An 11560-nucleotide genomic window follows, 5' to 3' on the forward strand; every position below is an offset into this window, starting at 1 on the left:
GGACTGTGACCCAGACTCGGACAAGGTTGGAGAGAGGCCGGGCTGCGCTCGGCCCCGCGCTGTCGCTCGTGCACACGGGACGTGCGCCCACCCGCGCCGTGCTCACCGCCGAACTCGGCGTGACGCGCGCGACCGCGGGTGCCGTCGCCTCCGAACTCGAGGCGTTGCGGCTGATCCAGGTCGACACACGGCCGGGCGGTCCGGTGGGGGCCCAGGGGCGTCCCTCGCATCGGCTGGCGATCAACCCCGAGGGCCCGGTCGTGCTGGCCGCGCAGATCCACACCGACGGATTCCGGGCGGCGCTCGTCGGACTGGGCGGTCACATCGTCGCCACGGCGCCGGTCAGCATGGCTGTGCCCGCCGACCCCGCGCATGTGCTCGCCGACGTGGTCGCGGCCGGTGCGCGGCTGTTGAGCGAGCACGAGCGGGTCTGCGTCGGGGCCGGTCTCGCCGTGCCGTCCGCGGTCGCCGAGCCCGAGGGCACGGCGCTCAACCCGTTGCACCTGGAGTGGCCGGCGGGCGCGCCCGTGTTGGACATCTTCAGGGAGCAGGTCGCCCGCGCCGGGATCATCTCGCTCGCGGGCACAGCGCCGTTGTGCTTCGTCGGCAACGACGTCAATGTCGCAGCGCTCGCCGAGCACCGCCATGGTGCGGGCAGCGGCGCCGAGCACCTCTTGGTCGTCGCCACCGGCCACCGCGGCGTCGGCGGCGCCCTGGTGCTGCACGGCAAGCTGCACACCGGAAGCTCCGGGCTCGCCCTGGAGGTCGGGCACCTCACCGTCAACCCCGAGGGACGTGCTTGCCATTGCGGCAGCCGCGGCTGCCTCGACGTCGAGGTCGACCCGCTGGCCTTCCTGGAGGAGGCCGGGCGGGCGCCCGGGCCGGAGCTCTCGCTGCTGGAGCAGTCGGTCACCCTGCTCCGTGAGGAGTACGACGACCCGGCCGTCCGCCGTGCCGCACACAGCCTGATCGACCGCCTGGGCCTCGGCCTTGCCGGTCTGGTCAACGTCCTCAACCCCGACCGGATCCTGCTCGGCGGCCTCCACCGCTCACTGCTCGACGCCGACCCGGAACGGCTGCGGGCCGTCATCGCCGACCGCAGCCTGTGGGGACGCAGCGGCAGCGTTCCGGTACTGGCGTGCGCCCTGGACCACAACAGCCTGGTCGGCGCGGCGGAACTGGCCTGGCAGCCCGTCCTCGACGACCCGCTGACGGCGCTCGGCGTCTGAGCCGGGGGCGGCGGTCAGAAGAGCGGCTCGGGGGGTTCGTCGGCCCTGCTCAGCGGCCGCATCGGCGGGGCGGGCCGGCCCTGGGCCGCGGCCGTGAGAGGCCAGCCCGACACCAAGTGGGCGTCCAGGAGCACCACATCGCCGGATGCCCCGGGCGCCCGGACGTAGAGGTCGGCGCCCGCCACCGCCTCCACCGTGCCGCCGAGGGCGGTGCCGGGCTGGAGGCCGGTGACCGCGGCCGTGGCCCGCGGCGCATCGGGTTCCAGCCCGAACACGGCCGCGTGGTCGACGACTTCGAAGGGGCAGGGAACCAGCGTGTCACGCCAGTCGGGCACGGCGAACGCCGCGTCGCGCACCGCCCGCAGCTCCGCGTGCCGTACGTCCGGCGGCGACAGCACATCACGGGCCGCGCGCTTGGTGGCCGCGGCCACCCGGTCGGGCACACCCAGGGCCGTGCCGAGGACCGACTCCGCGCGGCGGGCCGCCATCAGCGGTCCGCTGCCGAGGAACGAGAAGCAAACGGCGGCCTGTTCGAGCAGCCGGGCTGAGCCGCGCTCGGCGGCGGTGATGCCCACCTTGCACAACCCGGGTCCGAACCAGGCCAGATACAGCGCGTAGGGCCGGGGGTCGTCCAGCCGGGTGTCGGCCGCCACCGACCGCGAGCGGTCCAGCGCCGCGCACTCCTCGCACTGGTCGCGCCGGGCCTGCGACGGCAGCGTCCGCGCCCGCGGGCACGGCGTCCACCGTCCGGCCCGCCACACCCCCAGGCACGCGCGTTCCGCGCCCGGTTCCACCGCGAGGGCCAGCGGGTCGCCCAAGCGCACCGGACTGCTCCGGTCGCCGTGACCCGGGTGCCACCACGCCCAGGCCGGGCCCCCGGACCGCCATCGCAGACCTGTGCACCGCCACATGATCCGCATGCTAGGCGCAGCCACTGACAGCCCGCGTACTCCCCGCGGGGTACCCGCAGTGCCGCTGGCCGTACGACGACCCGGAGCGCTCCGCGGACCAGGCTCGGTGATGACACACGATCCCGCCGTCACCAAGGAGATGAGTCCGCATGGACACCACCGCACTGATCCCGCTCGCCGACCACTGGGACGGCGGCGGTCCCGGCCCCTGGGTCCTGCTCTTCCCGCTGGTCTGGGCGGCCGTCATCGCGGGTGTCATCCTGCTGCGCCGTAGCCTCTGGCGCACGTCCGGCCGTGGGCCGTGGCACCCCAGGGCCGCGCTCACCGAGCACTCTCCCCTCACGGTCCTGGGCCGCCGCTTCGCCGCCGGGGAGATCGATGAGGACGAGTACTGGCGCCGTCTGTCCGTCCTGGACGAACAGTTCGGCCGGAACGCCAAGGGCAGCGACCGATGACCGCCGCCCGCGTCGTCGACGCGGTCAGGACGTACGGGACGGGCGACGCCCGTGTCCGCGCCCTCGACGGGGTCACCGTCGACTTCCCCGCGGGCCGCTTCACGGCGATCATGGGGCCGTCCGGTTCCGGCAAGTCCACCCTCATGCACTGCGCGGCGGGTCTCGACACCCTCAGCTCCGGCAGCGCCTTCATCGGCGACACGGAACTCGGCACCCTGGGCGAACGGCAGTTGACACTGCTGCGCCGCGAACGGATCGGGTTCGTCTTCCAGGCGTTCAACCTCGTGCCGACGCTCGACGTCGCGGAGAACATCACGCTCCCGCTGGACCTGGCCGGTGCCCGACCCGACGGCGAGTGGGTGGACGCGCTGATCGACGTCGTGGGACTGCGCGACCGCCTGCGGCACCGGCCCGCCGAGCTCTCCGGCGGTCAGCAGCAGCGGGTGGCCGTCGCCAGGGCACTCGCCGGCCGCCCCGACGTCGTCTTCGCCGACGAGCCGACCGGGAACCTCGACTCGCGCTCCGGGGAGGGGGTGCTGCGGCTGCTGGGCCGGGCCGTCCACGAGATGGGCCGCACGGTCGTCATGGTCACCCACGACGCGGTCGCCGCAGGCCACGCCGACGAGGTGGTCTTCCTCGCGGACGGGCGCCTGGTGGACCGGATGCCCGACCCCACCGCGCAGAAGGTCCTGGACCGGATGAAGGCCTTCGACGGCACCGGGGACGTGGCTTCCGGCCTTCCGCTGGCCCAAGGAGCGGCGTCATGAGCGGCACCGCACGTGCCTCGCTGCGCCTGAGCCGGTCGTCCCTGCGGGCCCACAAGAGGCGCTTCGCGGGCACCTTTGCGGCGGTCTTCCTCGGCGTCGCCTTCCTCACGGGCACCATGGTCATGGGCGACACCCTGAAGGCGAGCTTCAGCACTCTGTTCGCCAATGCCAACACCGGCACTGCGGTGGTCGTGCGCAGCGCGGACGTCGTGACCGTTCCGGGCGAGGGGCTGGGCACACGGGAACCGGTCGACATCGCACTGGCCGACCGGCTGCGCGGCGTCCCGGGCGTGGCCGCCGCGGCTCCCGACATCGAGGGCGCGGGTCAGCTGATCGGCCGCGACGGGGACCCGATCGGAGGACAGGGTCCGCCCACTCTCGCGGGGAACTGGATCGACGACCCGGGACTCAATCCGTACGCCCTGGTCGAGGGCCGCGCCCCCAGGACGGCCGGAGAAGCCGTGGTCAACCGGGGAGCCGCCAAGGCGGGCGGTCTGCGCGTCGGTGACACCACTGTGCTGCGCACACCGGATCCCCTGCGGGTGAAGATCGTCGGCCTGGCGACGTTCGGCGGTGAGGACGGCATGGGGCAGACCACCTTCACCGGCCTCACTCGGAGCGACGCCGAGCGGTATCTGATGCCCGCGCCGGGCAAGGCGTCCGCCATCAAGGTGCGCGCGGGGCCGGGGGTCGGTCAGCGGCAGCTCGCCGACCGGGTGACGCGCACGCTGCCCGCCGGCGTGGAGGCGATCACGGGACAGCAGGCGACCGACGAGAACCTCGACCAGGTCTCCGGCCGCTTCCTGTCGCTGTTCACCACGCTGCTCACGGTGTTCGCCGGCATCGCGCTGCTGGTGGCGACCTTCAGCATCCTCAACACCTTCGCGATCGTCGTGGCCCAGCGCACCCGGGATAACGCGCTCCTGCGGGCGCTGGGAGCCTCCCGCCGCCAGGTGGTCGGCGCGACGCTCACGGAGGCCGTCGCCGTCGCCTGTGCCTCGTCCCTGGCCGGGCTGCTCGGCGGGATCGGCATCGCCGCCGGGTTGCAGGCGCTGTTCCCCGCGGTGGGCTTCCCGTTTCCCGACGGCGGGCTGGTCGTCCATGCCGCCGCGCTGGCCGTGCCGTTCGCCGTGGGACTGGTCGTCTGCACCGGCTCGGCGCTGGTACCGGCGGTCCGCGCCGGCCGCACCGCCCCGCTGGCCGCGCTGCGGGAGACGGCGGTGGACCACTCGGGCGCGTCGCGGGGCCGGGCCCTGCTGGGCGTGTTCCTCGGCGCCGCGGGTGCGGCACTGACGGTGGTGGGGGCGACCGGCGCACCGAATGTGTGGCTCGCGGCGGCGGGGGCCGCCTCGGTCCTGGTCGCGTTCGTGGTGCTGGGCCCGGTCGCCTCCTCCTACGCCGTACGGGTCCTGGGAGTCCCGGTGGCCCGGCTGCGGGGTGTGACCGGCGCCCTGGCGCGACGCAACGCGCTGCGCAGCCCGAAGCGCACGGCGGCCACCGCGACCGCTCTCATGATCGGCGTCGCCGTGGTGTCGCTGTTCACCGTGTTCGGCGCCTCGCTCAAGGCGACCATGGACCGGACCGTTTCCCGTACCTTCGCGGGCGATGTCGCGGTGACGGCGTCCGGCTTTGGCGCGGGGGCGAACGGGCTGAGCCCGGGACTCGCCCCGGCGGTGGCCGCGCTCCCCGAAGTCGCGACCGCGGTCGGACTCGGAAAGGGAGTCGCCGAAGTCGACGGCGGTGGGCGCCGGCTGACCGTCACCGACCCCGGAGCGCTCCTGCGCGTCCTCGACCTCGGCGCCGTGGACGGCTCGCTCGGCACCCTGGGACGCGACGGCATCGCCGTCTCCCGCCACGAGGCCGACCGGCGTGGCTGGGCTCCGGGCAGCACCACGGTGCTCGCCTTCGCCGACGGCGACCGGCAGGCGTTCACGGTGCGCGCGGTCTACCAGGAGGCGGGGCTCACCGGTGACTACGTCATCTCGCGCGCCGCCTGGGCGCCGCACAAGGTGCAGGACTCCGACGACCTCGTCGCGGTCGCCTTCAAGAGCGGCGTCACCACGGAGCAGGGCAGAGCGGCGGTCACGAGGGTGGCCGACCGCTACGGCAACCCGCGGGTGCAGACCCGCGACGAGTACGCGGACTCCGCCGCCTCGGGGGTGGACATCATGCTCACCCTGGTCTACGCCCTGCTGGCGCTGGCCGTGCTGATCGCGCTGCTCGGCATCGCCAACACGCTCACCCTCGCCGTGCACGAACGCACCCGTGAACTCGGGTTGTTGCGTGCGGTCGGCCAGACCCGGGCCCAACTGCGCGCCATGGTGCGCTGGGAGAGCGTGCTCGTCGCCGCCTTCGGCACCGCGGGCGGAATGGCCCTCGGCGCCTTCCTCGGCTGGGCCCTGGTTCGGGCCTCCGACAGCGCCGGCACCGGGGCGTACGCGGTGCCCCCGGTGCAGCTCGCCGTCGTCCTGCTGGTAGGGCTGGTCGCCGGCGTACTGGCCGGCTGGCGTCCGGCCCGTCGGGCCGCCCGCCTGGACGTGCTGCGGGCCATCGCCGCGGAGTGACTCCGCGGGCGACAGCCTCGTGGTCCACGGCCGCCGTGCCCCGCCCGGGGTGCGGCGGCCGCGCGGGTCAGACGAGCAGCGGCACGGCGTCCGCGGCCTCGCGCTCGACCTCGGGGGTCCAGCGCTCCGACGGTTCCGGCAGGGCCGTCTCCGCACGCGGCGAGACCTTGCGCGCAGCCACGGCCGAGGGCTCGGCGACCTGCCGTGCCGGGACCGTGGTCTCCGCGCGCAGTGTGAACCACACGACCTTGCCGCCGTCGGGCAGCGACTCGGTCCCCCAACTGTCACTCATCGAGACGACCATCGCCAGGCCGCGGCCACAGGTGGCCAGCGGCTCGAAGTCGCGGACCCGCGGCAGGCGCGGATCGTTGTCCGAGACGGCGATGGTGAGCCACCCCGACGCGAAGCTCAGCTCGACGGAGCAGCGCTTGTCCGGCCGGGCGTGCCGGTGGACGTTCGCGAGCAGTTCGGTGATACCCACCAGGGTGGGGTCTATCAGGGGATGCAACCGCCAGTACCGCAGCTGAGCGGCCACGATACGGCGGACCTGCTGGATCCGGGACGGCAGTGCCTCCAGCTCCAGAGCGCACTGCCTGTGGTTTCCTTCGGTGCTGATCACGGCTGCGACTCCCTCCGCGGGAGAGCGCGGCCCCTTTGACCGGGGCCGTGCCCCGCCCCGCATGGAATGGGAACACCTTTGCGGGATTGCTGTGAGTGACTGCTGCAGTGACTCCGTGATGCCCCTACAGGGTCACCCCGATGGATGCGGTCCGCAACTCCGTGTACGCGGAGAGTCCCATTCCGTTCCTGGCGGGGTCCGGTCAGCGCCGACTGGTGACCCTCTGCCTCGCCGTGTGCAGCGCCTCCATGAAACGGCTCGCCGAAGTGGCGCCCTGCTGGCGCAGAGTGAGCAGATACCCCGTTCCGTTGAGCCTGGCCAGGGTCCGGCGCTTCACGGTGAAGCGGGTGGTCAGGGCCCGCACGTCCTCCACCGGAGCGCTGTCGATCTCCCGGCCGCGGCTGGTGAGCAGTACCAGCCGGCCGTCGCGGATCAGAACCTGCCCGCCGCGGGTCAGCGAGCGCAGCCGCCGTCCGATGCGCACTCCCGTCGCGGTGAACTCCGCCTCTGCCACGGTGATCCCCCTCCTCGGTCCGATCGCAGTCTGCCCGGCCGGGGCTGCCGTGCACCAGGGGCTGCCTATGATCGGCACACGGGGACCGAGGGAAGGCGAGCGGGTGAGCACCATCGAGACGGGCGACGAGGGCGCGGGTACGGCGACGGGGGCGGACGTGCCGTCGGCGTCCACGCTCGATGTGGACCGCACCGATCCCGCGTACCGGGCGTGGCTGAAAGACGCCGTGCGCAAGGTGCAGGCCGACGCCAACCGCTCCGCCGACACGCACCTGCTGCGTTTCCCGCTGCCCGAGGCATGGGGCATCGACCTGTACCTCAAGGACGAGTCGACCCATCCGACCGGCAGCCTCAAGCACCGGCTGGCCCGCTCCCTGTTCCTCTACGGCCTGTGCAACGGCTGGATCCGGCCGGGCAAGCCGGTCATCGAGGCGTCCAGCGGCTCGACCGCGGTGTCCGAGGCGTACTTCGCGGCGCTGATCGGAGTGCCCTTCATCGCGGTCATCCCCCGCACCACGAGTTGGGAGAAGCAGCGGCTCATCGAGTTCCACGGCGGGCAGTGCCACCTCGTCGACGATCCGCGGACCGTCTACGAGGTCTCCGCCCGACTGGCGCAGGAGACCGGCGGCCACTACATGGACCAGTTCACCTACGCCGAACGCGCCACGGACTGGCGAGGCAACAACAACATCGCGGAGTCGATCTACCAGCAACTGCGGCTGGAACGGAACCCCTGCCCGGCGTGGATCGTGGCCACGGCCGGCACCGGCGGTACCTCCGCGACCATCGCGCGCTACGTGCACTACATGCAGTTGGACACCATGGTGTGCGTCGCGGACCCCGAGAACTCGGTCTTCTTCGACGGCTGGGTGAGCGGTGACGACGCGGTCGCCTGTGAACGCGGTTCGCGCATCGAGGGCATCGGCCGCCCCAGGGTGGAGCCCAGCTTCGTGCCCGGCGCCATCGACCGGATGATGAAGGTGCCCGACGCCGCGTCGATCGCGGCGGTCCGCACCCTGGAGGCGGCCATCGGGCGCAAGGCGGGGGGCTCCACCGGCACCGGGCTCTGGAGCGCCTTCAAGATCATTTCTGAGATGGTCGCCGCCGGGCGCACCGGAAGCGTGGTCACCCTCATCTGCGATCCGGGTGACCGCTATCTGGACAAGTATTATTCCGACGCGTGGTTGGCCGAACAGGGGCTCGACATCGCGCCGTACTCCGCGACCATGGAGACGTTCCTCGCCACGGGGGCCTGGCAGGGCTGAGGCTTACGTCCGTTCGGTTCTGTGACGTCGTGGTCACCTGAGCGCCGCCGGAGTTCCGCATTCCCTTCCCGCCGCGCTCCTAGTTTCCGAGTATGACGATCTCTCAGGCGGCACCTCCGGCGGTCGTCCCACCGGCCTCCGTCGTGGCAGGGGCGGCGTCCGCGCCGGCCGCCCGGAACGGACGCCGGCGCATGCCGCCGCCGGTGCGGCTCCTGGTGCAGACCGGCGTGACGCTGGCCGCCCTCGTCGCGCTGTGCGCGGCCACGGTGGTCGGCGCCCTCGCCGTGCGGTCCGACGCCCGGGAGTTGCGCGACTCCTCGGCGCACCGCGCGGCCGCCGCAGCCGAACTGCGCTTCTCGCTGGCCGACCTGGACGCGCAGCGGGCCAATCAACTGGTGCCCGGCTACGACCCCACCGACAGGAACGCGCTGGTCGGCAACCGGCTGATGGCCCTCATCACCGCCCACGAGCGCCGTGCCGAGATCAGCGACCTGCTGCGGCAGCTGGGTGGCGACGACGGGCACGCCGACCAGGTGCGCGAACTGCTGGACGCGCTGGGACGTTACGACGACGCCAGCGGTCGTGCCGCGTACCTTGACGAGAAGGAGCCCGATCGCGCGGCGGGCCGCCCGCCGAGGGTCGCCCTGAACTTCTCGGCGGAAGCCGGCGAAATCATGCACAGCCAGCTGCTTCCCGAAGCCTCCACCCTGGCGAAGGACTACGACGCGCGGGCCGCCGGCGCCGCCCGGGCCGCCAAGGACACGGCCCGGCGCTTCGCGCTCATCGTCGGCGGACTGGGCCTGGTCACCGTGCTCGTCCTGCTGTGGTGGCAGCGCGACCTGGCCCGCCGCCACCGCCGCCTGTTCAACCCGGCGCTCGTGGTCGCGACTGTCGCCGCTTTGGCCGTCACCATCGCCGGGGTGGTGTCCTTCACCTCCTCCGCCGGCGATGTGGAGGCGGGAGTGTCCGAAGGCCTGCGGCCGTGGTCCCGGCTGGGACAGGCACGGGCCGTCGCGGCCGAGTCCGCCGCCGCGCAGAGCCGCTGGGTGGTCAACGACGCCGATCCGGAGCGCCGTGCCGAACTGGACTCCCTCATGCAGCGCCTGGACGGTCTGCTGGCACCGGGCACCTACGCCTCCGCCGGGGAACGGCCCGCCTATGCCGACGTCGCCGCGCGCTACGGCCACTTCCGGGCCGACGACCAGAAGCTGCGCGCGCACATGACCCGGGGGGAACTCGACAGTGCCGTCGACATCCTGACCAACGTCGGCGGGGGAAAGGTCGGATTCGACTTCTGGGACTTCGCCACCACCCTGGAGCGGCTCACGCGGGCGCAGCAGGCCGACTTCGCCTCCCGTACCTCCGAGGCCCGCTCGCAGCTGGACGGCTGGCCGGCGATCCCCTTGGGGGCACTGGGACTTGCCGCGGTGCTCGTCCTGGTGGGTGTCCGTCCGAGACTCGCGGAGTACAGGTAAATCCGCGGCGAACATTGCCGTCGGCGCTTGTGGGGAGCGTGTGCTCATCGGTACAAAGTGTTGACCATTCAGCATTCGATCACATGAAAGGGCGCCGGTGTCCGCCACGCCTCCTCACCCCGACGACGTTCCCTCCGTGCCCGACGACGTCTGGGACCGGTTCGTCGAAGACTCGGAGGCCGCCATCAGGGCTTCCGCGCCCAAGGAGCCGTCGGCCCGCGCCCGGATGGTCACCGAGCGCCTGCGGCAGCAGGACGCCCTGGCCGCGCGTGAGGCCAAGCGCCGGGGCCGCGCGACGAAGGCCGCTGTGCGGCAACCGCAGCCGGAGGCATGGCGTGCCGGGCCCGACCCCTTCGCCGAGGAGGTGCGCCGTCCCAGGCGGCGCAGGGGGCTCGGCATCATCGGCGTCCTGGTCACGGTGGCCGTCGTGCTCGTCGCCCTCAACCCGGGGGCCGCGCTGTCCTGGTTCCGGTGACCGGGCGGACTCCTCCGGTCAGGGGCTGCCGGCGTCGGAGTCCGAGCGCCCCGCAGCCCCGCTGGCGGAAGAGTCCTTTCCCGGCAGACCGGGGGTCGGCTTCCCGTTCCCGGGGTCTCGCGCCGAGCGCCACGTGGAGGGCCGCGCGGGAATCGTGTCGGGCACGGGCCCGGGCCGGGGTGCCGGAGTCCTCACCGATCTGAGGCGGCGCCGAAGGGCCACCTCGGCCGGTAGCGGCCGCCGTCGACGTTCGCTCGGCGATCCCTCAGCCGTCCGCGGCGTGGGTTTCCGCGGCCGCACGGTCGGGACCCTCCGGGTCGCCCGCGACGATCAGGTGGGAAAGATGCTCGGAGATCTCGGCGCGCAGCACCTCGGGGATGCCTGCGTCGGTGACCAGGGTGTCCACGTCCTCCAGAGTCGCGAACGAGCTCAGGCCCACCGTGCCCCACTTGGTGTGGTCGGCGATCACGACCACCCGGCGCGCGGAGCGCACGAAGCGGCGGTTGGTCTCCGCCTCGGCGAGGTTGGGCGTCGACAGGCCTGCCTCGACGGAGATGCCGTGCACCCCGAGGAAGAGCAGGTCGAAGTGGAGCGAGCCGATCGCCTGGTCGGCGACGGGGCCGACCAGTGAGTCGGAGGGCGTGCGCACACCTCCGGTGAGCACGACGGTCGCGGCGCCCTCGCGACCCGCGCCGCCCGCCGTACCGGCGCCGCGGGCGGCGGAGTGGAAGACATCGGCTACGCGCACCGAGTTGGTGACGACGGTGAGGTCGGGCACGTCGAGCAGATGGTGCGCCAGTGCGTACGTGGTCGTACCGCCCGAGAGCGCGATGGCGCTGCCGGGCACGACCAGCCGGGCCGCCGCCCGCGCGATGGCCTCCTTGGCCCCGAGCTCCAGCCCGGCCTTGGCCTCGAATCCCGGCTCGTGGCTGCTGGCGGGCGCGACGGGGACGGCGCCGCCGTGCACCTTCTCCACCACGCCCTGACGGGCGAGGGCGTCGAGATCGCGGCGGACGGTCATGTCGGAGACGTTGAGTTTCCGGGTCAGTTCGTTGACCCGGACCCCGCCGCGGCGCCGGACCTCGTCCAGGATCAGCGCGCGCCGCTGTTCCGCGAGCAGGTTCTGGTTGTCGCTCACCCGAGGTCCCGTCCCATCCTCCGACGTCCCGCGCCGTCCTGTACCTGTCCTGTCCAGGCACCGGCGGACTCGCCATCCTTCCACGCCGGCCCGCCGATGCGTGGGGGCGAGTCGCTCGGCGTGATGGGTCACACACACAACGCGCGTAA

Annotated in this window: 11 protein-coding genes; 7 read left to right on the forward strand and 4 right to left on the reverse strand. The window is 73.1% G+C overall.

Going from position 1 to position 11560, the window contains the following annotated elements; genetic code table 11:
* Nucleotides 1–5: 5 nt before the first annotated feature.
* On the forward strand, nucleotides 6–1229 hold the full coding sequence (locus ACIP98_RS21480; protein ID WP_401977440.1) for an ROK family protein: 1224 nt from the start codon (nucleotides 6–8) through the stop codon (nucleotides 1227–1229).
* A 14-nt stretch (nucleotides 1230–1243) separates the two neighbouring features.
* Here ACIP98_RS21480 and ACIP98_RS21485 read toward each other — a convergent pair whose 3' ends face one another.
* Complete coding sequence (locus ACIP98_RS21485) at nucleotides 1244–2053, reverse strand: DUF2797 domain-containing protein (protein ID WP_319664171.1); 810 nt, start codon at nucleotides 2051–2053, stop codon at nucleotides 1244–1246.
* Nucleotides 2054–2289: 236 nt separating this feature from the next.
* On the opposite strand from ACIP98_RS21485, the gene ACIP98_RS21490 reads away from it, so the two are divergent.
* From ACIP98_RS21490 to ACIP98_RS21500, 3 genes are read left to right on the forward strand one after another with little or no spacing between them, the layout of a single operon-like run.
* Entirely contained in the window at nucleotides 2290–2595 is a 306-nt protein-coding gene (locus ACIP98_RS21490) for an SHOCT domain-containing protein (protein ID WP_319664172.1), read from the forward strand.
* Nucleotides 2592–3362 carry an ABC transporter ATP-binding protein gene (locus ACIP98_RS21495; protein WP_401977443.1) on the forward strand — a complete coding sequence of 257 codons (771 nt, stop codon included), beginning with the start codon at nucleotides 2592–2594 and terminating at the stop codon, nucleotides 3360–3362. The genes ACIP98_RS21490 and ACIP98_RS21495 overlap by 4 nt, the downstream gene beginning before the upstream one ends.
* Nucleotides 3359–5926: an ABC transporter permease gene (locus ACIP98_RS21500; RefSeq protein ID WP_401977445.1), complete on the forward strand. Its 2568-nt coding sequence runs from the start codon at nucleotides 3359–3361 to the stop codon at nucleotides 5924–5926. The genes ACIP98_RS21495 and ACIP98_RS21500 overlap by 4 nt, the downstream gene beginning before the upstream one ends.
* A 67-nt stretch (nucleotides 5927–5993) precedes the next feature.
* On the opposite strand, the gene ACIP98_RS21505 is transcribed toward ACIP98_RS21500, so the two are convergent.
* Together ACIP98_RS21505 and ACIP98_RS21510 are read right to left on the reverse strand one after the other, a co-directional pair.
* A complete protein-coding gene (locus ACIP98_RS21505; protein ID WP_319664176.1) occupies nucleotides 5994–6545 on the reverse strand; it encodes an ATP-binding protein in 552 nt (183 codons plus the stop codon).
* 202 nt (nucleotides 6546–6747) lie between these two features.
* On the reverse strand, nucleotides 6748–7059 hold the full coding sequence (locus ACIP98_RS21510; protein ID WP_401977447.1) for a hypothetical protein: 312 nt from the start codon (nucleotides 7057–7059) through the stop codon (nucleotides 6748–6750).
* Between the two features lie 112 nt (nucleotides 7060–7171).
* Between ACIP98_RS21510 and ACIP98_RS21515 the strand changes: the two genes are divergently transcribed.
* From ACIP98_RS21515 to ACIP98_RS21525, 3 genes are all read left to right on the forward strand, one after another.
* Complete coding sequence (locus ACIP98_RS21515) at nucleotides 7172–8323, forward strand: PLP-dependent cysteine synthase family protein (protein WP_401977568.1); 1152 nt, start codon at nucleotides 7172–7174, stop codon at nucleotides 8321–8323.
* 92 nt (nucleotides 8324–8415) lie between these two features.
* A complete protein-coding gene (locus ACIP98_RS21520; RefSeq protein ID WP_401977449.1) occupies nucleotides 8416–9798 on the forward strand; it encodes a hypothetical protein in 1383 nt (460 codons plus the stop codon).
* A 136-nt stretch (nucleotides 9799–9934) separates the two neighbouring features.
* Nucleotides 9935–10273, forward strand: a complete 339-nt coding sequence (locus ACIP98_RS21525) for a hypothetical protein (RefSeq protein WP_319664179.1) — start codon at nucleotides 9935–9937, stop codon at nucleotides 10271–10273.
* A gap of 265 nt (nucleotides 10274–10538) precedes the next feature.
* Here ACIP98_RS21525 and ACIP98_RS21530 read toward each other — a convergent pair whose 3' ends face one another.
* Nucleotides 10539–11411 carry a DeoR/GlpR family DNA-binding transcription regulator gene (locus ACIP98_RS21530; protein WP_319664180.1) on the reverse strand — a complete coding sequence of 291 codons (873 nt, stop codon included), beginning with the start codon at nucleotides 11409–11411 and terminating at the stop codon, nucleotides 10539–10541.
* Nucleotides 11412–11560 lie beyond the last annotated feature (149 nt).

The organism is Streptomyces sp. NPDC088354, from assembly GCF_044753585.1.
GTDB lineage: Bacteria > Actinomycetota > Actinomycetes > Streptomycetales > Streptomycetaceae > Actinacidiphila.

Bases quoted from the DNA above. Each gene is read 5' to 3' on its own strand.
- ACIP98_RS21495 (WP_401977443.1), top strand. From the start codon at position 2,592: ATGACCGCCGCCCGCGTCGTCGACGCGGTCAGGACGTACGGGACGGGC.
- ACIP98_RS21500 (WP_401977445.1), top strand. From the start codon at position 3,359: ATGAGCGGCACCGCACGTGCCTCGCTGCGCCTGAGCCGGTCGTCCCTG.
- ACIP98_RS21520 (WP_401977449.1), top strand. From the start codon at position 8,416: ATGACGATCTCTCAGGCGGCACCTCCGGCGGTCGTCCCACCGGCCTCC.
- ACIP98_RS21490 (WP_319664172.1), top strand. From the start codon at position 2,290: ATGGACACCACCGCACTGATCCCGCTCGCCGACCACTGGGACGGCGGC.